Origin of the sequence: Burkholderia pyrrocinia, assembly GCF_022809715.1 — a bacterium.
GTDB classification, from domain to species: Bacteria; Pseudomonadota; Gammaproteobacteria; order Burkholderiales; family Burkholderiaceae; genus Burkholderia; species Burkholderia pyrrocinia_C.
Genome location: NZ_CP094461.1, coordinates 848,647 through 870,136, shown reverse-complemented (window position 1 = coordinate 870,136; position 21,490 = coordinate 848,647). Strand labels below are relative to the sequence as shown.

23 protein-coding genes are annotated in these 21,490 nt (G+C 65.6%); 10 read left to right on the top strand and 13 right to left on the bottom strand.

The window, feature by feature from the left end; translation table 11 throughout:
* Positions 1-58: 58 nt before the first annotated feature.
* A complete protein-coding gene (locus tag MRS60_RS34090; RefSeq protein WP_034184542.1) occupies positions 59-820 on the bottom strand; it encodes a 2-keto-4-pentenoate hydratase in 762 nt (253 codons plus the stop codon).
* 423 nt (positions 821-1,243) lie between these two features.
* On the opposite strand from MRS60_RS34090, the gene MRS60_RS34085 reads away from it, so the two are divergent.
* Positions 1,244-1,720, top strand: coding sequence for a universal stress protein (locus MRS60_RS34085; RefSeq protein WP_243567009.1), 477 nt, complete (start codon positions 1,244-1,246; stop codon positions 1,718-1,720).
* Positions 1,721-1,735: 15 nt separating this feature from the next.
* On the top strand, positions 1,736-1,927 hold the full coding sequence (locus tag MRS60_RS34080; RefSeq protein ID WP_034184541.1) for a DUF2964 family protein: 192 nt from the start codon (positions 1,736-1,738) through the stop codon (positions 1,925-1,927).
* A 133-nt stretch (positions 1,928-2,060) separates the two neighbouring features.
* Here the strand turns inward: MRS60_RS34080 and MRS60_RS34075 are convergent, their stop codons facing one another.
* On the bottom strand, positions 2,061-3,362 hold the full coding sequence (locus MRS60_RS34075; protein ID WP_243567008.1) for a tetratricopeptide repeat protein: 1,302 nt from the start codon (positions 3,360-3,362) through the stop codon (positions 2,061-2,063).
* Positions 3,363-3,537: 175 nt separating this feature from the next.
* Between MRS60_RS34075 and MRS60_RS34070 the strand changes: the two genes are divergently transcribed.
* The 3 genes from MRS60_RS34070 to MRS60_RS34060 all read left to right on the top strand — a co-directional run bounded on the left by MRS60_RS34070 (position 3,538) and on the right by MRS60_RS34060 (position 6,759).
* On the top strand, positions 3,538-5,259 hold the full coding sequence (locus MRS60_RS34070; RefSeq protein ID WP_243567007.1) for a site-specific integrase: 1,722 nt from the start codon (positions 3,538-3,540) through the stop codon (positions 5,257-5,259).
* A 164-nt stretch (positions 5,260-5,423) separates the two neighbouring features.
* Positions 5,424-5,747, top strand: a complete 324-nt coding sequence (locus MRS60_RS34065; protein ID WP_034184532.1) for a TfoX/Sxy family protein — start codon at positions 5,424-5,426, stop codon at positions 5,745-5,747.
* A gap of 91 nt (positions 5,748-5,838) precedes the next feature.
* Complete coding sequence (locus MRS60_RS34060; protein ID WP_243567006.1) at positions 5,839-6,759, top strand: hypothetical protein; 921 nt, start codon at positions 5,839-5,841, stop codon at positions 6,757-6,759.
* A 25-nt stretch (positions 6,760-6,784) separates the two neighbouring features.
* Here MRS60_RS34060 and MRS60_RS34055 read toward each other — a convergent pair whose 3' ends face one another.
* The gene (locus MRS60_RS34055; RefSeq protein WP_131947231.1) at positions 6,785-7,936 is read right to left on the bottom strand and encodes a branched-chain amino acid ABC transporter substrate-binding protein; all 1,152 of its coding nucleotides are present in this window, start codon (positions 7,934-7,936) and stop codon (positions 6,785-6,787) included.
* Between the two features lie 40 nt (positions 7,937-7,976).
* A complete protein-coding gene (locus tag MRS60_RS34050) occupies positions 7,977-9,206 on the bottom strand; it encodes an NAD(P)/FAD-dependent oxidoreductase (RefSeq protein WP_243567005.1) in 1,230 nt (409 codons plus the stop codon).
* A gap of 231 nt (positions 9,207-9,437) precedes the next feature.
* Here MRS60_RS34050 and MRS60_RS34045 point away from each other — a divergent pair, with 231 nt between their 5' ends.
* Positions 9,438-10,850: a PLP-dependent aminotransferase family protein gene (locus tag MRS60_RS34045; RefSeq protein WP_131947232.1), complete on the top strand. Its 1,413-nt coding sequence runs from the start codon at positions 9,438-9,440 to the stop codon at positions 10,848-10,850.
* 10 nt (positions 10,851-10,860) lie between these two features.
* Here the strand turns inward: MRS60_RS34045 and MRS60_RS34040 are convergent, their stop codons facing one another.
* Entirely contained in the window at positions 10,861-11,304 is a 444-nt protein-coding gene (locus MRS60_RS34040) for a hypothetical protein (protein WP_243567004.1), read from the bottom strand.
* 536 nt (positions 11,305-11,840) lie between these two features.
* Here MRS60_RS34040 and MRS60_RS34035 point away from each other — a divergent pair.
* Positions 11,841-13,265: a PLP-dependent aminotransferase family protein gene (locus tag MRS60_RS34035; RefSeq protein ID WP_034184677.1), complete on the top strand. Its 1,425-nt coding sequence runs from the start codon at positions 11,841-11,843 to the stop codon at positions 13,263-13,265.
* 198 nt (positions 13,266-13,463) lie between these two features.
* Here MRS60_RS34035 and MRS60_RS34030 read toward each other — a convergent pair whose 3' ends face one another.
* The 4 genes from MRS60_RS34030 to MRS60_RS34015 form a co-directional block, all read right to left on the bottom strand.
* Positions 13,464-13,838 (bottom strand): hypothetical protein, encoded by a 375-nt coding sequence (locus tag MRS60_RS34030; RefSeq protein WP_243567003.1) that lies wholly within the window; start codon positions 13,836-13,838, stop codon positions 13,464-13,466.
* Between the two features lie 254 nt (positions 13,839-14,092).
* Positions 14,093-14,662, bottom strand: a complete 570-nt coding sequence (locus MRS60_RS34025) for a hypothetical protein (RefSeq protein WP_217589129.1) — start codon at positions 14,660-14,662, stop codon at positions 14,093-14,095.
* Positions 14,659-15,168 (bottom strand): hypothetical protein, encoded by a 510-nt coding sequence (locus MRS60_RS34020; protein WP_243567002.1) that lies wholly within the window; start codon positions 15,166-15,168, stop codon positions 14,659-14,661. The genes MRS60_RS34025 and MRS60_RS34020 overlap by 4 nt, the downstream gene beginning before the upstream one ends.
* Before the next feature lie 364 nt (positions 15,169-15,532).
* Positions 15,533-16,546 carry a LysR family transcriptional regulator gene (locus MRS60_RS34015; RefSeq protein WP_243567441.1) on the bottom strand — a complete coding sequence of 338 codons (1,014 nt, stop codon included), beginning with the start codon at positions 16,544-16,546 and terminating at the stop codon, positions 15,533-15,535.
* A gap of 107 nt (positions 16,547-16,653) precedes the next feature.
* Between MRS60_RS34015 and MRS60_RS34010 the strand changes: the two genes are divergently transcribed.
* Genes MRS60_RS34010 through MRS60_RS34000 form a run of 3 tightly spaced genes read left to right on the top strand, consistent with a single transcriptional unit; the run spans position 16,654 to position 18,792 of the window.
* Positions 16,654-17,388 carry an SDR family NAD(P)-dependent oxidoreductase gene (locus MRS60_RS34010; RefSeq protein WP_131947240.1) on the top strand — a complete coding sequence of 245 codons (735 nt, stop codon included), beginning with the start codon at positions 16,654-16,656 and terminating at the stop codon, positions 17,386-17,388.
* A gap of 12 nt (positions 17,389-17,400) precedes the next feature.
* The gene (locus MRS60_RS34005; RefSeq protein ID WP_034184523.1) at positions 17,401-18,168 is read left to right on the top strand and encodes an SDR family NAD(P)-dependent oxidoreductase; all 768 of its coding nucleotides are present in this window, start codon (positions 17,401-17,403) and stop codon (positions 18,166-18,168) included.
* 27 nt (positions 18,169-18,195) lie between these two features.
* On the top strand, positions 18,196-18,792 hold the full coding sequence (locus tag MRS60_RS34000) for an NADPH-dependent F420 reductase (RefSeq protein WP_034184522.1): 597 nt from the start codon (positions 18,196-18,198) through the stop codon (positions 18,790-18,792).
* Between the two features lie 250 nt (positions 18,793-19,042).
* Here MRS60_RS34000 and MRS60_RS33995 read toward each other — a convergent pair whose 3' ends face one another.
* The 4 genes from MRS60_RS33995 to moaA are packed head-to-tail and all read right to left on the bottom strand — an operon-like array spanning position 19,043 to position 21,329.
* Positions 19,043-19,228: a hypothetical protein gene (locus tag MRS60_RS33995; protein WP_034184521.1), complete on the bottom strand. Its 186-nt coding sequence runs from the start codon at positions 19,226-19,228 to the stop codon at positions 19,043-19,045.
* 41 nt (positions 19,229-19,269) lie between these two features.
* Positions 19,270-19,527 carry a molybdopterin converting factor subunit 1 gene (gene moaD / locus MRS60_RS33990; RefSeq protein WP_243567001.1) on the bottom strand — a complete coding sequence of 86 codons (258 nt, stop codon included), beginning with the start codon at positions 19,525-19,527 and terminating at the stop codon, positions 19,270-19,272.
* A gap of 58 nt (positions 19,528-19,585) precedes the next feature.
* Positions 19,586-20,158 carry a molybdenum cofactor biosynthesis protein MoaE gene (locus MRS60_RS33985; protein ID WP_243567000.1) on the bottom strand — a complete coding sequence of 191 codons (573 nt, stop codon included), beginning with the start codon at positions 20,156-20,158 and terminating at the stop codon, positions 19,586-19,588.
* 46 nt (positions 20,159-20,204) lie between these two features.
* Positions 20,205-21,329 carry a GTP 3',8-cyclase MoaA gene (gene moaA / locus MRS60_RS33980; RefSeq protein WP_243566999.1) on the bottom strand — a complete coding sequence of 375 codons (1,125 nt, stop codon included), beginning with the start codon at positions 21,327-21,329 and terminating at the stop codon, positions 20,205-20,207.
* Positions 21,330-21,490 lie beyond the last annotated feature (161 nt).

Genomic DNA, 21,490 nt, shown 5'->3' with positions numbered 1-21,490 from the left:
AGGCCAGGCGCGATGACGCTGCCGTCACGGAAGGTCGGACGGCAGCGCGCGTGACACGTCACGCCGTCAACGTCACCGACAAACTGCCGAGCTCGCCGAAGCGGACCGTCAGCGCATCGCCGAGCGGCACGTCGATCGCGCCCGCGTACGAACCGGTCGTCACGATCTGGCCGGCGCGCACCGCATCGCCGCGCGACGCGAGGAAATTGACGAGCCACACGAGCGGCTTCAGCGGATCGCCGTCCGGATGGCGGCCGTCGATCGTGCGGTTCAGCGCACCTTCGAACGACAGCGCCAGCGTCGCGAGCGGCACGTTCAGCCCGTCGTGCACGACCGGGCCGACGCACAGCCCCTGGTTGAACTGCCCGTCGGCCAGCAGCTCGAACTTCGACGCGCGCGCCGGCTCCGCGTAGCGGCAGCCGAGCACTTCGAGCACGATGCGCACCTCGCGGATCGCGCCGCGCACGTCGTTCTCGTCGTACGGCCGTTCGCGCGCGGGCAGGTCGCGATCGAGCACGAACGCGATTTCCGGTTCGATCCGCACGATCGGCCCGCCGACGACGCGGTACGGTGCATCGGCTTCGCGGATCGTCGACGCGAAGATCGGCGCGAGGATCACGCGGTCGGGCGGCGGCAGCGCGCATTTCCATCCGCCGACGGGTTCGCCGAGCAGGTCGGCGACGCGCTGCTGGATCGCCAGCGCGGTGTCGACGTCCTCGGGGCGCAGCGCATCGGGCAGCAGCGGGCCGGGCGAGCCGGCATGGCGGGCGGCGACGAGATGCTGGGCGGCGCCGTCCACGCGTTCGGTAGTCGTTGTCATGTCGGTTGAGCGAGTTGAAAGTGAGCCGGCAAAAAAGGGCCGGACGAAAGTCGTACATTCGATGATAGCGCTTTCGGCGCGATGGCCGCTCGATCCGGTCGCGCATTGGCGGCCCGCGGCCGCCGCACGCCACCCTCGGAATCTCCGCTGGACGATCGGCTCGCCCCGGCGCCAGCAAGCCCGGCACGTTGTGCGACGCAACAGGGAAAGCGCCTTCCCGAGTGAATCGAGCGACGGGAAACGCGGGTTTCCTTCCTGCGCGGCGGCCGAAAGCCGTGCATGGCGGGCGCCCGCGTCGCCGGTTCGCGGATCGAATACCGGCCCGGCTTGATCGTCATCAACAACCGAACCCGCCAGCCGCCGATGATGGCGACATGGCCGCGCGCGATACGGTGCGCGGCAGTTCACCCCAGCGAGGTTCGCATGTACGAGAAGATCATGGTGGCCGTCGACGGCAGCGCTACGTCGAAACAGGCGCTTGCCGAGGCAGTGAAGATGGCACGGGCGGGCGACGCGCACGTCAGCGTCGTGTATGTGGTCGACAAGTCGGTGCTGTTCACTTACGCGGGCCGGTTCGACCCGCATGCGCTCATCGAGGAAATCCGTGAAGACGGGTTCAAGGTGCTGCGCGAAGCCGAACAGATCGTCGCGGCCGCCGGCGCGAAGGGCGAGGCTGAGCTCGTCGAGACCGAGAGCATCGGCGAGGACGTTGCGGAACGCCTGCAGCGCTATGTGAAGGACCGCGGGATCGATCTCGCGGTGGTCGGCACGCACGGGCGGCGCGGCATCCGGCGCGTGCTGCTCGGCAGCGTCGCCGAGCGCTTCGTGCGCGGCTCGAAATGCCCGGTGCTGCTGATTCGCGGCGACGACGCCGACGTATCGGCCGCCGCCGCGGCCTAATGCGGCGGGTGCGAGATGATACGCCGCCAATACCGGATCGTCGTCGCGGCGATCGCCGTGTTCGTGTCGCTTGCGGGGATGATGGCCGTCGTGACGGGGTTGCTGTTCGATGAAGCGATGGCGCTGCGTGGCGGCGCGATCGCGTTGATCGTCGGCGTGGCCGGCTTCGTCGTGATGCTCAATCCGGGCGTGAAAGGCGAGGAGTGACGCGGGGCATGCTCTGCCCGCGTCTCCCGGTCGACCGGGCCCGACAGGTCCGGCGGCCGCCTTTCGAAAAGCCGGCGGTAGCCGTTGCCGCATCGGCCCCGTCCCCGTCGCTTCGCGCCGCTGTCCGGCGCCGTTACTCCGCCTGCGCGCCCGCCGTTTCCGGCGCCTTCGCGCCGTCCTGCCCGATCTGTATCTCCAGCCGCTTCGCCGTTTCCTCCAGCTCCGCGTTGTTCGGCTGAATCTTCCGCGCCTGCGCGAACGCAGCGCGCGCCTCATCCTGACGTCCCAGCTTCCACAGCACTTCGCCCTTGTGCGTCAGGCCGGTGGCATAGGCTTCGTGCGCGTCGCTGTCGTCGCCGTTCTTCGCGAAGATCGCAATCGACCGGTCGAACCACGTGAGCGCTTCGTCGTTGCGGCCGAGGCGATACAGCGCCCAGCCCTTGCTGTCGAGCGCGTACGCATCGTCCGGTGACTTCGCGAGATGCGCGTCGATCATCGCGAGCCCGCGATCGACTTCCACACCCGCGTCGACGAGCCGATAGCCGATGTCGTTCAGGCGGTCGTCGGGGGTCTCGCCGAGATCGAGCACGGCGGCGATCCGGTTCGAGTCGTGTGCGGCGATCGCGAGCGACAGCAGCTTGGTGACGATCTGTTGCCGCAATTCGACGCTGATCCGGCTGCCGTTGGCTACCAGGCTGCCGAGGTATTGCGTGTACAGGTCCGGCGCGCCGGGATCGCTCGCGCCGTTCGCGATGGCCGCGCCCGGGCCCGCGCACCAGTCATCGTCGGCGGACCCGGCCAGCGTCCCGGCATAAAGACTGATGTTCCGCGGCGTGCGCGATTGCGCGTAGTAGGTGTAGCCGCTCGCATCCGAGTAGCCGCACGCCAGATATTCGTTTTCCACGTCCAGTACATACGGGAATTTGCCGAGCGGCTCGTTGCCGAATGGTTCGACGAGCCGGAACGATTCGCCCATGTCGCCTTCGCCGACGATCGGGTTGAACACCCACTGCTTCTGCGGATGAACCTTCGGCAGCCGGATCTTGACGGTGCGCCCGGCGGCGTCGGTCGTGCCGAAGATCACGCTGTCGTGCTCGTCCGGCTTGACCGGCAGGCCCGCGATGACCTGGCCGGGCAGGAACAGCCGGTACCGCGCATTCGGCAGCGGCTGGTGCGTGACGGGGTCGCGCAGCACGAACTGGTGAACATGAGCGCCTTTTCCGAACGACTGTGTCGATGCGACGTAGGTGCGCGCGTGGGCGGCGGGCAGCGCGGTGCAGCTCAAGGCCGCGGCAACGAGCGCGGCGAGAAGGCGTGATGTCATGGAATTGCGGTTCTTATATGTAAGGGTTTTTATAGACCGACGGCCGGGAATGCACTGAACAACCTGCGCAACCTTCGATAAACAACGGGCTGCGGATGCCGGATCGTCCATTGCAATTCAATGCGGAGTCCGCTCGCCGCACCGTGATGCTTGGAAGAGGCGTACGGGTGACGCGCGAATGCAGTGCGCAGCATAACAGGCACGTGTCGTGTACTCGCGTCGATCGACACGCCGGACGCCGCGCGCGACGTTTCCGGCCGCGCGCGCTTCTGTCAAACTGGCGCCCATGAAACCGCGCCTCGCCTCACCGCCTTCCTCCGATTCCGCGCCTGCGCCCGCAGGCTTTCCCGATGCCGACGAACTGGCCGCGCTGCGCGCGTGGTACGCGGGCATGACCGTGCGCCAAGCCGTCGAGCGCTACCTGCCCGATCGGCTCGGCGCAGGGCGTTCGGCGCGCGGCGTGATCGGCGGCATTCGCCGCCGCCTCGTGCGCGTCGCGCGGCTGGCCGGCCGGCCCGATCTCGCGGAACGGCTCGGTCATCCCGACGGTGAGCGTGTACGGGAGGCGAAGGCCGCGACCGAAGCGATCGGCCTGCTGCGTCATGCGCGCGCGCCGGTCCCGCAGATCAGCGACGACGTCGGCCTGTGGCTGCCCGCGCGCGCGGTCGCCGCGCTGCGTGCGCACGGGATCGCGACGCTGGCCGATCTGACCGTGCGGATTCCGCGCCGGCGTCAGTGGTGGAGCGCGATTCCTGGTCTCGGCATGGCCAGTGCGCGGCGCATCGAGGCGTTTTTTGCCGCGCATCCGGACCTGACCGAACGGGCGCGCGCGCTGATCGCCGCGACGCCGCGCAGCAGCATCGTGCCGTGGGAGCAGTTGAAGCTGCCGCACGAAGTCGACGGTTCGGCCGGCACGTTCCGCGCACCGCGCGCGACCAGCACGCTCGACGCGGACAACGATTACGCGGCCGTGCACGCATGGCTGTCGCTGCACGAATCGGCTGCGACGCGGCGCGCATACCGGAAGGAGGCCGAGCGGCTGATCCTGTGGGCGATCGTCGAGCGCGGCCGCGCGCTGTCGTCGCTGACGACCGAGGATGCGGTCGCGTATCGCGCGTTCGTGCGACGCCCGACGCCGCACGAACGCTGGGTCGGGCCCGTGCGGCCGCGCGGCGCGCCCGACTGGCGGCCGTTCTCGGGCGGGCTGTCCGCGCGTTCGGCGGCGTACACGCTGTCGGTGCTCGGTGCACTGTTCCGCTGGCTGATCGAGCAGCGCTACCTGCTCGCGAATCCGTTCGCGGGCGTCAAGGTGCGCGACACGCGCGGCCCGAACGCACTCGACACGTCGCATGCGTTCACCGAAGGCGAGTGGCTGCTGGTCCGCACGATCGCCGACGGGCTCGAGTTCCGCAAGGACGCGTCGTCCGGCTGGACGCTCGCCGCTGCGCAGCGGCTGCGCTTCATTCTCGATTTCGGCTATGCGACCGGGCTGCGCGCGAGCGAGCTGGTCGGCGCGACGCTCGGCGACATCGAGACGGACGCGCACGGCGACGCGTGGCTGAAGGTGATCGGCAAGGGGCGCAAGGCCGCGCGCGTCGCGCTGCCGCCGCTGGCGCGCACGGCGCTCGATCGTCATCTGGTCGCGCGCCGGCTGCCGGTCACGCCGGTGCGCTGGCGGCCCGATACGCCGCTGATCCCGAGCCTCGCGGAAGACGGCTCCGCCGCGATCACGAGCGTGCGGCTGTGGAAGGTGATGCAGCGCTTTTTCGCGCAGACGGCCGAGGTCGTCGATGTCGATAACCCGGCGCTCGCGCAGAAGCTGCGGCAGGCGAGCCCGCACTGGATGCGTCATACGCATGCGACGCATGCGCTCGCGCGCGGGGCCGAGTTGACGACCGTGCGAGACAACTTGCGGCATGCGTCGATTTCGACGACGTCGATTTATTTGCATGGCGACGATGTGAAGCGGGCGCGGCAGATGTCGAGTGCGTTTGCGGCCGACAAGTAGGCGAGTCGGAAGGTGTTGGCAGGCAACGCACATGCGACGACGGCGGTCGATGGTTGGGCGCGTTTCCCGTCTGCGAATGAATGACGCACCGCAGCGTATCCGCCGACAAGACGGAACGGTCCGGCGCACACTGCGGTCATACACATTTTCACCAGGAGCAGCGAATGGCATCGAGCCAGGGCACGGTCGATTTCATCGTCGAGCAGATCGCGGCGGCCGGCACGGTATCGGCCCGCAAGATGTTCGGCGAATACGGCATCTATTGCGACGGCAAGATGGTCGCGCTTGTCTGCGACGACCGGCTGTTCGTCAAGCCGACACCCGAAGGCCGCGCGTTTCTCGGCACCTGCGAAGAAGGCCCGCCGTATCCGAGCGCGAAGCCGCACCTCGTCATCGCCGGCGATCGCTGGGACGACCGCGAATGGCTGTCGGCGCTGATCCGGATCACCGCGGCGCAGTTGCCGGTGCCGGTGAAGCGAAGCCGATAGCGGGCATGCGCGACGCGCCACGTCGTGCAGCGCGCAGGCGTATTCTGTGACACATGCGTGCGACCAGCGCGCGCCCGGAGGGAGCACAAGAATGGAGACATCCGGACATCTGCGCGGCACATGGCTTGCCCGTCGCGCCTGGCACGCGTTCGTCGCGGCCGTTTGTGTCGGCTGGAGCGCACTGGCGTTCGGCGCGGACGGCGCAGGCGGCGCGGCGGCGCTGCTTGACCGCTACCACAGCCTCGGCGCGCAACTGAAGGACAACGCGTTTCACCGGCCGCTGACCCTCGAATCGTCGGAGGCGTCGTCGTCGCTGAAGGGCGACATCTATGCGGTGGTCGACTATCCGTTCGCGGTCGTGAACGGCCAGCTCAACGATCCCGCGCAAGGCCCCGCGAACTGGTGCGCGGTGCTGATCCTGCACCTGAACACGAAGTATTGCCATGCGTCGAGCGGCAGCAACGGCCCGGTGCTCGACATGAACGTCGGCCGCAAGATCCAGCAGAAGCTGCCGGATACCTATCGCCTGCAGTTCCGCTATCGCGTGGCGGCCGCGACGCCCGACTACTTCCAGGTCGACCTGACCGCCGACAGCGGCCCGATGGGCACGAAGGATTACCGGATCGCGCTGGAGGCCGTGCCGGTCGGCGCGTCGCGCACGTTCCTGCACCTCACGTATTCGTACGGCTTCGGCACGGTCGGCCGGATGGCGATGAAGACCTACCTCGCGACGGTCGGCAGCGACAAGGTCGGGTTTACGGCCGCCAGCGGCGCATCGGCCGCGCAGCCGCAGTACATCGGCGGCGTGCGCGGGCTGCTGGAGCGCAACACGATGCGCTACTACCTCGCGATCGACACGTATCTCGCGACGCTCGACAAGCCGCTCGACCAGCGCCTCGCGCGCTGGTTCGACGCGACCGAGCAGTATCCGCAGCAACTGCACGAAGTGGAAAAGGGCGCGTATCTGCAGATGAAAGCGCAGGAGATACAGCGGCAGCAGGCGGCGCGGTAGGCGACGCCGTCCGCTGTCCTGCCGCTCAGTTCGACGCGCCGCCGACCGTGCGGATACTGCGCCACTGTCCCTGTTCGACGCGGAACAGCGTGTAGGGCGGCTTGATCAGGTCGCCGCGCTCGTCGAACGAGATCTTCCCGGTCACGCCGGTGACCGACACGCCCGGCAGGCTCGCGACGATCCTGGCGCGATCGACCGAATCGGCCTTGCGGATCGCCGCGATCATCGCGAGCGCCGCGTCGTACGCGAACGGCGCATACAACTCGACATCCTGGTTGAAGCGCGCCTTGTAGCGCTGCGCGAACGCGACGGCGGACGGCAGCTTGTCGAGCGCGGGGCCCGGTTCGAGATCCTGCGTGCCTTCGCCCGAATTGCCGGCGATCTTCAGGAATGCATTGCTTTTCAGCGCGCCGGCGCCGAACAGTTGCGCGCGGATGCCGAGCGAGCGCATCTGCTTGACGAGCATCGCGCCCTGTTCGTCGAGCCCGCCGAAGAACAGCAGGTCGACGTTGTTGCTCTTCATCGTCGTCAGGATGCCGCGGAAATCGACGGCCTTGTCGTTCGTGTATTCGCGGCCGACGACGCTGCCGTGCGCGTCCTTCACGCCTTTCTCGAACGCGTCGGCAAGCCCCTGGCCGAACGCGGTGCGATCGTCGATGATGCCGATCCGCTTCGCCTTCAACTGCTCGACCGCGAAGCGGCCGGCCACCACGCCGCCGATGCCGTCGTGCCCCATCGTGCGGAACACGTTCTTGAAACCCTGCATCGTCAGTTGCGGATTGGTCGAGCCGGGCGTGATCATCGCGACGTTCGCCTGCCGGTAGACGGCCGATGCGGGAATGCTGCAGCCCGAGTTGTAGTGGCCGATCACGCCGGCCACGCCGTCGTCGACGAGTTTCTGCGCGACCTGGATCGCGATGCGCGGATCGGCCTGGTCGTCCTGCACGTCGAGCACGAAGCGCACCGGCTTGCCGCCGATGGTCGGATGCTTCGCGTTTTCCTCGTCGAGCGCGAGCTGCGCACCGTATTGCAGGTCCTTGCCGACGCGCGCGACGGGCCCCGTCAGCGGGCCGGCGAAGCCGATCTTGATGGTTTCCGGGTCCGCGGCCTGCGCGGACACCGTGACCGCGCCGATCGAGCAGACGGCCAGCCAAACCAGCCAGTTACGACGATTCATGATGGATGCCTCCTTGCAGTGGTTGAAATCGCGGCGCGCGTCAGAATCGCGCGGCCCGGTATGGCGTGAGGTCCAGCGGCGGTGCGCGCTGGGCGACGAGGTCGGCGACGATCCACCCGGTGATGCCGGCGAGCGTCACGCCGAGATGCTGATGACCGAATGCATGGATCACGCGCGCGCTGCGCCGCGCGCAGCCGATCACGGGCACGCCATCCGGCAGCGTCGGCCGGAAGCCGAGCCAGCTGCGCGTCGGCGCGCCGAGCGACGGCAGCGCCTCGCGTGCCGAACGCGTGAGCAGTGCGACGAGCGGGCGGTTCATCGGCGCGTCGAAGCCGCCGAGCTCGACGGTGCCGGCCGCGCGCAGCCCTTCGTCGAGCGGCGTCATGTAGAAACCGCGTTCGGCCCAGCCGACCGGCCGCGTGACGATCTGCTCATGCGCGGCGAACTGCACGTGATAACCGCGCTCGGTATCGAGCGGCACGGCGTCGCCGCACGCAGCCGCGAATTCACGCGAGCGGGCGCCCGCGGCAATGACGACGTGATCGAAGGTGCGCACCGAGCCGCCCGCGTGCACGTTCACGCCGTCGCCGACGGGCTTGATCCGCTCGACGCGCTCGCGTTCGAGCGTCGCGCCGCCGGTTGCGAGATGCGCGAACAGTTCGCCGAGAAACCCGCGCGGATCGGAGAAAAACCAGCTTCCGACGAACAGCACGCCGCGCTCGAAGATCGGCGCGAGCGCGGGCTCGAGCCGGCGGATCGCGTTCGCGTCGAGCAACTCGAACGGCACGCCGAGCCGGCGCCGCAGCGCGAGCGATGGCTGCGCGGCATCGAACGACGCCTGCCGCGCATACAGGTACAGGCATTCGCGCGGCCGCACGAACGCCGCGAGCCGCGCGGTGGAGAGCAGCGGCGCATAGCCGTCGGCGGCGCGCGACAGCAGCGCGGCCAGCGCGCTCGCGCTGCGTGCGTGACGCGCGGGCGTCGATGCGAGCAGGAACCGCGCGAGCCACGGCGCGCCGCGCAGCAGGTACGGCCAGCGGATGCGCAGCGGGCTGTCGGCGGCGAACAGGAAGTGCGGGATGTCGCGGAACACGGACGGGCCGTTCACCGGCACGCAGCCGTACGGCGCGAACGTCGCGGCGTTGCCGAACGACGCCCCGTGGCCGACGCCGGCCGGATCGAACAGCGTCACGCGATGCCCGTCGCGCTGCAGCCATGCCGCCGCGCCGAGCCCGATGAAGCCTGCACCCACGATGGCGATATTCGCCATGACGCATTCCCTCCGGTACACACGGTTCACACAAAGTTGAGATTAAGAATCACACAGTAATTTTTTGTGTGCAATCAAAATGAGATTGTGTGGCGTTAGTGTTTACCCGATTTCAGCTGGCTGATTCAACAGACTTTTCCGCTGACGTTTGACGGGGAGGGGATGTCATATACAATCGCTGGGCAGGCCAGAATGGCAGACAAACGCTTTTTGTGTGGTCACAGGCGATAAATGGCATCAGACAAACTTTCCGGCGAGCGCGACGGCGGTGTGCCGGTGCAGGCGAAGCGGCCGACTTATGTCGAGGTATCGAGCTCGATCGAGGAGGAAATCCGCAACGGCACATATCCGCCGGGCAGCCGCCTGCCGCCGCAGCGCCAGCTCGCGACCGAGCTCGGCATCAACGTGTCGACCGTGTCCCGCGCGTACAAGGAACTGCAGCTGCGCGGCCTCGTGATCGGCAGCAAGCGCCGCGGCTCGCTCGTCACCGGCGGCGCGATGCCGAGCATCGCGCCGGCCCGTGCGGCGCTCGCGGCGGGCAACGGCGTGATCGACCTGACCGTGAACCGCCCGGCGACCGGCGAGTTTCTCGCGAGCCTCGCGCAGACGTTCGGCACGCTGCCGAACGACCCGCGTTTCGCCGCGCTGCAGGAATACCAGCCGCCGCAGGGGCCCGACTGGGCACGCGCGGCCGGCGCGCAGTGGCTTGCCGCGCCCGGCTTCACGCCGTCGCGCGACCAGGTGGTCGTCACGAGCGGCGCGCAGCACGGGCTGTACGCGGTGCTGAACAGCCTGATCGGCACCGACGGCGTGATCGTTGCCGATCGCCTCACGTATTACGGGCTCAAGGCGCTTGCGCCGGTGTTCCAGTTCGAGATCGTCAGCGCGCCGGCCGACGACGACGGCCTGCTGCCCGACGAGATCGAACGGATCTGCCAGCGCATGCCGGTCAAGGCGATCTTCGTCGTGCCGAACCTGCAGAACCCGACGGTGACGACGATGAGCCTCGCGCGCCGGATGGCGCTCGTCGACATCGCGCGGCGCCATCACGTGACGATCATCGAGGACGATGTGTACGGCCCGCTCGTGCGCGACCGGCTGCCGGCGATCGCGGGGCTGTGCCCCGAGCTGACGTTCCATATCGGCGCGACGTCGAAGGTCCTCGCGCCGGGGCTGCGCCTCGGCTACCTGAGCTGCCCGCGCGACAGCGTCGCGCTGTGCGCGGAAGCGGTACGCACGACCGCATGGATGCCGGCGCCCACGTCGATGCTGATCGCGACGGTATGGATCGAGGACGGCACCGCCGAGCGGATCATGGCCGCGCAGCTCGCGGAGATCCGCGCGCGCGTCGATCTCGCGCGGGAACTGCTGCCGGCCGGGCAGTTGAAGTCCGACCCTGCTTGCATGTTCGTGTGGCTGCGGCTGCCGCCGCCGTGGCGCGCCGACGACTTCGCCGCGAACGCGAAGGCGCGCGGCGTGATCGTGATGCCGTCGTCGACGTTCGCGGTCGACCGCGCGGAAATCGAGCACGGCGTGCGCATCAACCTCGCGTGCCCGGCCACGCGCGACGAGCTCGTCAACGGGCTGCGGATTTTGTCCGGCACGCTGAAGGACCGGCCGCGCGCGCTGTTCGGCTCGATCTGACGGCGGGCGCTCAGTCGAGCAGGCCCGCGACAACGTCGACGATCCGCTGCAGCAGCGCTTCGTCGTAAGGCAGCCACGGCACCGCGCGCAGCGGCGACGGCGGCGGCTCGGTCGCGGGTTCGACGGGTTCGCCGTCGCGCATCACGCGGCCGGTCGCGCAATGCACCGACCACGTGCCGGCGCGCACATGGCGTTCGTCGATCGTCATCCTTCCTTGCGCAATCGCGTCGGCGAACACGAGCGACAGCACGTGCTTGCGATGCCGCGCCATCACAACCAGCGGCAAATCCGACAGCCGGTTCAGGCGCTGCCAGCGTTCCGCTTCGATTTCGCGCTGGCGGATCGGGTCGACGGAGAGCACGGCGGCGGCTGCCGCGCGTGTCGCGTCGTCGTCGAGCGCGAACGCGGACACGCTGACGAGCAGGTCGACCGCGCGCGCCACTTCCGAGAACACGACGCGATCGACCTCGCCGATTCGCCTTCGAGCAGTTCGTCGCTCGCATTGGGGAGGTAGACGACGATCCGTACGCCGAGCCCCTGCAGGACCTGGAACACCTTGCCCACCGCACGGTGTCGGCGCCGCGTTCGGCCTTGACCATGAACGACTCGCTGACGCCGAGGTGGCCGGCCGCGTCGTTCTGGCGCCGGCGGCGCCGCGCAAGGCTTCAGGCCGCCCGGGAATTTCATAAGACGTACAGTTCTCCCGCCATGCGCGATTCGCGCCGAACTGTACTCTTGTTCGCGCGATCGATGTGTGTGCTCGTCGCTGACTGTTCTGCTTTTAAGATTCCATCATCAAGTGCACAGTGCCGCAGATCCTGTCGTACCGGAACCCTGCCGGCGCATCTTCAAGAGAGAGCCAGTGATGGAAAAGGCAAAACCGGAGGGAAGGATCAGGAATCACGACGGCCCGGTCGGCGGGTGGAACACGCGCGTGTCGGACGCGCACAGTATGGCGGCGCGGCGGCGCATGCCGACGGGAGGCGCGCGATGAAGCTCTATGAAAAACTCGCGGACGATATCGAGCGCCTGATCCGCCAGGGCGTGTACCGGCACGGCGACCGGATTCCGTCGGTGCGGCAGGCGAGCCAGCAGCACCGGATCAGCATCACGACCGTGCTGCATGCATACCTGCTGCTCGAAAGCCGCGGGCTGCTGGAAAGCCGCCCGCAGTCGGGCTATTTCGTGAACCTGCGCCGCGACGACAGTCATGCGCCGGTGCGCGAACTGCGGCCGTCGAAGCCGATCGCGATCTCGTCGTCGGTGGACGTGAGCCGGCTCGTGCTGTCGACGCTGCGCTCGATCGGCACCGACGACGCGGTGCCGCTCGGCTCGCCGTATCCGGACCCGAGCCTGTTCCCGTTCGAGAAGCTGAACCGCTATGCGTATGCGGCCGGCCGCGACAAGTCGCTGTGGGGCGTGACGGACGGGCTGCCGCCCGGCCATCCGCGGCTGATCCGGCAGATCGCGCGTCGTTACCTGGAAAACGGGATGTCGGTGGACCCGAACGAGATCATCGTGACGGTCGGCGCGACGGAGGCGATCAACCTGTGCCTGCAGGCGGTCGCGAAGCCGGGCGACACGATCGCGGTGGAGTCGCCGACGTTCTACGCGATGCTGCACGCGATCGAGCGGATGGGGATGAAGGCGATCGAGGTCGCGACGCATCCGGAATACGGGATCGACATCGCCGCGTTGGCGGCGATCGCGAAGTCGCAGCCTATCGCCGCGTGCATGGTGATGCCGAACTTCCAGAATCCGCTCGGCTTTCAGATGCCCGACGAGCGCAAGCGCGAGCTGGTTGAGTTCGCAACGAAGTCCGGCATGCCGATCATCGAGAACGGTGTGTATAACGAACTGTATTTCGGCGATACGCATCCGAGTTCGCTGAAGTCGTACGACCGCAGCGGGATCGTGCTGCATTGCTCGTCGTTCTCGAAGAGCCTGACGGCTGCGTACCGGATCGGCTGGGCGTTGCCGGGCCGTTATCGCGATCAGGTCGAGAAGCTGAAATTCCTGAACACGCTCGCGACGCCGTCGTTGCCGCAACTGGCGATCGCCGAGTTTCTCGAGCGCGATGGGTACGAGCATCACCTGAGGCGGATCCGCAAGGCGTACGCGCAGCAGGCGAACCTGATGCGCGCGATGGTGTCGCGGTTCTTTCCGGAGGGCACGCGCATCTCGAGCCCGGCGGGCGGGTATGTGCTGTGGGTCGAACTGCCTGCGCAGGTCGATGCGATGCGGCTGTACCAGCTCGCGCTGGAGCAGGGGATCACGATCGGGCCGGGCTACATGTTCTCGATCACGGACAGCTATCGGAATTTCATCCGGCTGAACTACAGCAGCCCGTGGTCGCCGGAGATCGAGCAGGCGGTGATCGCGGTCGGGAAGCTGGCCGCGGCGTGCATGCGGTGAAGGGGAGTGTGTGGTCTTTTGTGCTTGAACGACGAAGCCGGCCTGGTGCCGGCTTTTTCTTGGGTCTTCGTGGATTCTCATGGATGTTGCTTGCCGACCCGGAGCGGACAGTTTGAATGCCCAGAATCACTGGAACGGGTTAGGTCCTGCCCGAGGTAATTGACCACGACGAACCTTATCCACAACGTTCAAATTTCATCAGACATGATATGAAAACGTCGAAAGCTGGATAAACGGTTGAATTTGCAATTGAAATCCGTAGGGCGGCGTATGTGCAAGGTCGAAACGACCTCCGAACAGCCGTGCAGCAGAAAATTCAATATATGTGCGCTGATCGTCTCGGATGACACGTGCCCCCGGACAATCGAGCAGGTTGAGCCGAACAAACGGCTCTGCAACCCCTTCATTCCTAAGCAAGACCTCGACGTCGCAATCGATCGGCCATATCGTTAAACTCAAGGAAAGGGGCGCTCTCGAAACGAGATACTGATAGTAAATTCCATACTCGCCCACTACCGGAACGACTTCAAGTGCTTCAAGAAAATCCAATGGTTCCCATGAGAAATTTGGCATAGAGCTTCCTGTCGTATCACAGCCGAGCCTTGTGTGGACTCAACGCTAGCGCATCTGATCCTCGTTTGGATTTCGCCCATTTTTGGTGGATTTTCTGCGATCTCTCCAACGATGTCGAACGACCGTTGGTGGCCGACTCGGCCAGTTGCGGTCCCGGCTGCTGGGACCGGCGCAAATCGACTCGAAGCGGGCATTCATCGTGCCAGACCGAATGACCCAAGCTCACTCCTCAACGGCCGACCGCATCGCGACGCTCAAGAACATTGCCGAATGATTTCGAGGTCTTCAACACGCTCCACGGAGTAGTGTCCGTCGTGGCCGTCAATGTGATACACATCGACCTTCAGCGGCGTTCCCGGATGGACTGTTACCTCATAATTTTCCCCAGATTTTGGGGTGAAGCGAAAGGCGCTATCGTATTGGGCTCGTCCCGGCAGGGCAACACGCAGCGTCAGCAAATGATCCGCTTGCATCCTGAGTTCGAAGTAACTTCGGTCGATATAAGTGTCACCGATTGGCATCCCCAGCCGCGGCTGCTGTCGATGTGTCGAAAAGAGAATGATTGTGTGGTCGTTTTTGAATGGAACGCTCGCCACGCCAATGGGCTCGCCGCCCAGTGGATCGCTCGGCAAGTAGCAACCCGGCAACGGAGGGGGTTGATAAAGGAAGAATGCCCCTTCGCCGATTTCGCGAAAACGAACGTTTGCCGTCGGCACGCCTGACGGTGGCATGTAGTTTGTTGTTACACATCCTGTTACCGACAAGGAAAACGCAAACATCGTCAATCTAGTCAGTAGTCTCATCGCTAGTGTTTTTACTTTCATTGGTGCTGAAACTCCTGCCTGACCTCAACCGTGCCGCTATATGCATTGGGGATCCCCCACCGTTTGCCGGTTTGCGCCGTGAGAACCATCCGATCGGATTCCGACGAAGCCGAGTAGACGATAAAGAATCGCGCGGCCGGAGGGACGATAAAGTAGCCTTGTCTGTAGCTACCCTTCACGAAGGTCGCTCCGTTCGTGCCCTCGAATGACTCGACATTGCTGACAACACGCTTGTCAGCATCGAGGAACATGACATACGGCTTTAGCACCGTTGCCAACGGCAACCATGTACTCGAAAACCACGTACGGACGCACAAAACTGTCGCTGTGGACTGTTGGTCCAAGGAGAAGGCGGCATAGACGCCAAGGCCGTCTGGAAATCGAGCCACGGGCGAAGTGCTCGCGTCGAAGTCAATCGTCTTTGCATCGTTCAGTACAAGTGGCTGATAAGACATCTCTGCATAGCTCTTCACGCCGACCCGTGATTCAGCCAAAGGCGTGGCCACGAGTTGTCGAGTTGCACATCCGCTAAGCGCCGCGCAAATTAAACCGATTCCAATCCAGAATTGCCGTTTCACGTCGCCCCCGATTTCCCTAAACATCCTTGATTACGACAATAGGAGGCGATTCTTTAGACCAAACGCTTGTCTGAGCGATGTCCACCGCAAAGAGGCCGGAACTGGATGTCCGATTACTGACGCAAAACGGAGGTCTCACCTATCTTGGCGTACGTCTCGCCATGGCCGCACAGAGCCCGACGGCGGCCGGCTCGGGACGACCCGTTTCCGCCGGTTGATTCTCGAGGATCCGACTGGCTCGATTCCGAGCATTGCTGCCATCGAAGACTCCAGAAAGCGGACTTCCGGCCATCTACTTTGCGGACGTCCGCCGAGGAGCGACAGGCCGCACTGGTTGCTCCTCACGCTTGGCGGGCTGTCTGGCTTTTTTGGTTTTGTGCAAGACCGAACTCTGGGTGGCATCCTTCGGGCAGTTCTGGCGATCGCCTAGAAGCTCAACGAGTCGTGCCTCGCATTCGGAAATAGAGTACCCGCGCCGCAGCGAGATCATGAAGGTGAGAGGACGCATGTGCCATGCGCGCCGTTGGAGTTCGACGAGCGTTCCCTTCGCGAGGTCTTCATCGACCATATGGCGCGGCATGTGGCCCCAGCACAAGCCTCCCCTGAGCAGATCGTGCTTCGCGCCGAGGTCATTCACCCACCACTGGCGTTCGCTGGCGACCCCCTGTTGTGTCTTTTCCGCATCGGGCTGATTGTCCGTTACAACAAGCTGGATGTGCCGGCCAAATTCCTCCCGCGGGATTGGCCCCGCGATCGAGGCCAGCGGATGCGACGGTGCACAGACGGTCACCATTTGCGAGTCACATAGATGCTGCCGTTCTATGGTACCGGGGCTCAGCTCCGGCACGTCCGTGATCGTCACCGCCAATGCGCACGTGCCTTCGAGAACCAAACGCTCGCCACCCTGCATGGTTGTCATGCGCAGATTGATTGCAACCGTTGGAAAGTCCGCCTGCAAGGTGCGCAGGCATTCGATCAGGTGCGCACGTGGGAAATAGGTATCCACGGCAACCGAGACCTGTGGGACTCCGGCTTCAGCAATCGCAACCGCACGCATCTTCATTTCCTCGGTGCGCGAGATTACCCCACGCGCGTCAGGCAGGAGGCTGCGGCCCGCGGCCGTCAGCGTCGCTTTGCGAGTGTTGCGCTCGAACAGCACCACATCAAAGGCGCTCTCGAGTGAGCTGATCGCATGACTGATCGCCGACTGTGCACGCCTTAGCTGCCGTGCCGCTCCGGAAAAGCTCCCCTGGTCACACACGGCGACGAATGCCCGAAGTTGATTGATGGTGACGTTGTCCAACATATATCTATCTGGAAAGTAGATGGTATTCATACATATTCAGTCAATTGTCTTTATGAATCAAGGGCCTCAGAATCGATTTGTCGCTTTTGTTTCGAAGGATGCAGGGCATGAACAGACTGAATGGAAAGACCGCGGTGATCACCGGGGGCGCTACCGGCATCGGCCGCGCCGCGGCAAAGCGCTTCATAGAGGAGGGCGCCTTCGTCTTCATCTTCGGCCGCCGGCAGGAAGCACTCGACGCCGCTGTGGCCGACCTCGGGCCCAATGCCCGCGCAGTGAAGGGCTCGGTCTCCGACCTGGCCGACCTCGACCGGCTCTACGCGGCGGTGAAGGCCGAGCGCGGAACCCTCGACGTCGTCTTCGCCAATGCCGGGGCGGGAAGCCAGCTGCCACTCGGCAAGATTACGGCCGGGCACATCGACGAAATCTTCGACACCAACGTGAAGGGTTCGATCTTCACGGTCCAGAAGGCGCTACCTCTGATGGGCGAGGGCGGTTCGATCATCCTGACCGGATCGAGCGCCGGCACCACGGGCGCCCCGGCATTCAGCGCCTACAGCGCGAGCAAGGCGGCCGTGCGCAACCTCGCACGGACCTGGGCAGAGGACCTGAAGGGCACCGGTATCCGGGTGAACGTGCTGTCCCCTGGGCCGACCGCGACCGAACTCGCGAAGGAAGCGCTGGGCGAGGAAGGCATGAAGGTCTTCGCTTCGCTCAATCCGCTCCAGCGTATGGCCGATCCGGCGGAGATCGGGGCGGTGGCCGCCTTTCTTGCGTCGTCGGACAGCAGCTTCATGACCGCCAGCGAGATCGCCGTTGACGGTGGCCTCGCACAACTCTGAGGAAAAAACGCAATGACACAATCTCTAAAGGGCAAAACAGCTCTCGTTACCGGGGCATCGCGGGGCATTGGCCGCGCCATCGCAGAACGTCTTGCAAAGGACGGTGCGATGGTTGCGCTGACCTACAACGCCAGCAAATCCGGCGCGGACGAGGTGGTCGCGGCCATCGAGAAAGCGGGAGGCACCGCGTTCGCGATCCATGCGGATCTCGTCGACCCGGCGACCGTCCCGGCGTTGTTCGAGAGACTTGACGACGAGTTCACCAAGCGGAACGGAAGCAAGGCCCTCGACATTCTGGTCAACAACGCTGGCAATTCCGGCTGGGTTGGCTTCAAGGACGCGACGCCGGAGAGTTGGGACACCCTGATGGCGGTCTACGCCCGCGCGCCCTTCTTCATCATTCAGGCCGCTCTCGATCGTCTCGCCGATGGTGGACGCATCATCAACATCTCTTCCGCTGCCGCAACGAAGCCCGTGACGGCTGCGCCCGTCTACTCGATGGCGAAAGCGGCCATCAACACCCTGACCCATACGCTCGCAATCGAGCTGGGGCCGCGTGGCATCACCGCGAACGCCGTAGCGCCGGGCTTCACGCGAACGGATGCGAACGCCGATCTTCGGGAGAATCCCGAGCTCGTCAAGGCGGCCGAGGCCCAAATCGCGCTGGGTCGCTTTGGCGAGCCGTCGGAAATCGCCGCCGTCGTAACGTTCCTGGCCTCCGATGACGGTCATTGGGTGACCGGCCAAACGATTGAAGCAAGTGGCGGTTACAAGCTCTGACCGCGCCGGGAAACGAAGGAGAAACATATGAGTTACGCAATCGTTGGCTTCGGCAAGATTGGCCACGCACTTGCCAAGGCGTTCGCCCGCAACGGTATCGAAGTGGCCGTTGCAACCACGCGCGACCCGAAAAGCTTTGCAGCAGAGGCAGCCGCGATCGGACCCACGATTATTCCCAAAACCCTGACCGAAGCAGTCAAGGCGGACATCATCTTTTTGGCGGTTCGTTTCGAGTCGCACCCGGAGGTCGCAAAAGCACTGCCCGACTGGACGGGGAAGACCATCGTCGACGCGATGAACACGCAGGCCCCGCTCGAGGAACTGAGCGGTCTCCCGTCCTCCGCCTTCGTCGCGAAGGTGTTCACCGGAGCCAGGCTGGTGAAAGGCTTCAACCATCTGGTCGCGGCCGTCCTTGATCAGGATCCGGCCGTCCACGGTGGCAGGAGAGTCGTGTTTCTCGCGAGCGACGATGACGGCGCCGCAGCGAAGATTGGCGAGCTTGCGGAAAATCTCGGTTTCGCGCCAATCAAACTTGGCGGGCTTTCGGAAGGTGGACTGCTTGTGCATGCGCGCGGGAAAAGCTGGGGTCATCTGATCTTCAAGGACTTGATCAAGTTCGACTGATGACAACGGCTTCCGGCTATTTCGCTGAGTCGACGGGTTCTATTGCGTGGAGGGCTCTGCATCGACCTGCATCAATCACGCCGCGGATCTCGACGCGCATCGGCGCCGCCGCGATGGTCGTGTTCGCCACGAAAGCGGTGAAGCGGCGGCATTGAAGATTGCAGTTGCGTGAGCGTCCGATGGCGTTGGAGTTCGTCCGGACAGTGCAGCATGCATCCGCCACCCGGCGAACCCCGCGTGTCGCCCGGCCTCAGCGATTGAGTTCTTCGAGCCGCAGGCCGTTGGTCCTCGGACCGAACGCGCCGATGATCACGGCCATCAGGAGCCTGAACACCGTGATCCCGGTGACCACGCCGGGCACGCCGAAATCCTTCAGCAGCGCCGCGACGCCGACCGCCCGGCGGTAACTGTCAAAACCCGCGGGCGTATGCTGCACGGGGCGACCGACGTCATGACGAATTGCGGCCCATCGTCATGTCACCCGCCCGTCACCGGCGGAAAAAACGCCACTTCGCTATCTTCCCGCACGACGAAACCGCCCGTCACCATCTCGAGATTCACGGCTGCCCGCACCGGCCGGTCCATCCGCAACGCTTCCGCGCTGCGCGCGTTGCGCGCGGCCAGCGTGTTGCGCAGCGCATCGACGGTAAGTTCGCGCGCATCGATCTCGACGATTTCCTCGTCGGTATCGAGTTGCTCGCGAATGCTTGCAAAGTATTTGATCGTCAGTTTCATCGCGATGTCTTGAGTGGAATCGGAATCGGCGGAATCGGAAAACGTGAGGCGCGCGCGGTCAGCCCCAGCGCCGCATCGCCTGGTCGTCGTGCACCTTCGCCTCGACCCAGCCCGATTCGCCGTCGTGGCGGATCTCCTTCTTCCAGAACGGCGCGTGGGTCTTCAGGAAGTCCATCAGGAATTCGCACGCATCGAACGCGGACCCGCGATGCGCGGCGGCCACCACGACCAGCACGACCGCCTGGCCGAGCGGGATGCGCCCGACGCGGTGCACGATCCTGACCGCTTCGAGCCGCCAGCGCGCGCTGGCTTCCTCGACGATGCTCCACAGGGCCTGTTCGGTCATCGTCGGGTAGTGCTCGACCTCGAGCGCGACGACGTCGTCGACGTCGCCTTCGTTGCGCACGACACCGAGGAAATTCACGACCGCACCGACATTCGGATTGCGAACGATCGGTGCTAGCTCGGCACCTGCGTCGATCGCAGCGTACTGCACGCGCACTTCGAAGCCGGCAGAAATTGCCGGCGGCGGCTCGGTGTGCGGTTCGGTCGTGTCGGCGGAATGGGAATGACTGCCGGCGCGCAGCGGATCGTCCGGCAGCCCGGCGCGGGATTCGGTGAAGCTCGTCATCACGGTTCTCCTGTAGGCGGTGCGTCCTGTATCGCGCGGCGGCCCATCAGCCGCCGACGAGCGACATGCGCACGGTCGGATAGGTCTTGCCCGGCGCGCGGGCCGGCCGTGCGGCCCGGCGCTCGGAATAACGATCGTCGCGCCGCGTCCAGCGATCGCGCACGGCGGCGGCGAGCGTGTCGACCGGCGCTGCATCGTCGAGCCACGGCCGCAGGTCGGTGCCCTGGGTCGCGAACAGGCACGTATAAAGCTTGCCGTCGGCCGACACGCGTGCGCGCGAGCAGGTGCCGCAGAACGGATGCGACACGCTCGCGATGAAGCCGACCTCGCCGGCACCGTCGATGTGCGCGCAACGGATTGCGGTCGCGTCGTGCCCCGGTTCGCCGACGAGCACGAGCGGATAGTGCTCGTCGATCAGCTCGCGCATGCGCGCGGCCGGCACGACCTTGTCGCCGGACCAGAAGCTCGCGCCGCCGACGTCCATGTATTCGATGAAGCGTACGGCCACGCCGGTATGCCGGAAGTGACGCACGAGCGGCAGGATCTGGTCGTCGTTCGCGCCGCGTTCGATCACCGCGTTGACCTTGACCGGCGCGAGCCCGGCCGCATGCGCGGCTTCGATGCCGGCCAGCACGCGCGACACGGGCACGTCGGCGTCGCTCATCCGGCGGAATACCGCGTCGTCGAGCGCATCGAGGCTGACGGTCACGCGCGACAGCCCCGCGTCGCGCAGCGTGCGTGCTTTCGCGGCGAGCAGCGAACCGTTGGTCGTCAGCGCGATTTCGACGGGCTTGCCGTCGACGGTGGTCAGTGCGGCAAGCCGTTCGATCAGCGCTTCGAGATTGCGGCGCAGCAGCGGCTCGCCGCCGGTGATGCGGATTTTCTCGACACCGAGCGACGTGAACGCGCGTGCGATCTTTTCCAGTTGCGCGAACGACAGCCGCTCGGACGACGGCATGAATGCGTAGCCGGCGCCGAAGCTTTCGCGCGGCATGCAGTAGCCGCAGCGGAAATTGCACTGGTCGATCACGGACAGGCGCAGGTCGCGCAGCGGGCGGCCGAGCGTGTCGGTCGTGCGGGGGAAGGCGCCGGGCGATGCGCCGCCGGAGCAAGCGGCGGCGGCCGGCGCGGCGGAAACGATGGCATTCACGATCGGTTCGTCGGCCTGCATGAAGTAAGCGGAGGGGCGTCGCCGATCGGCCGCGTGCGTGCCGACGTATCGGCGCACAGGTCGTGGCGAGCCTCATCGTGAGCATAGTCCGCCGGACTTTTCCGGCAGGGACACAATCGCGCCCGAATTGCAGGAATACAGTTCGCCGTGCGGGGTGCGCG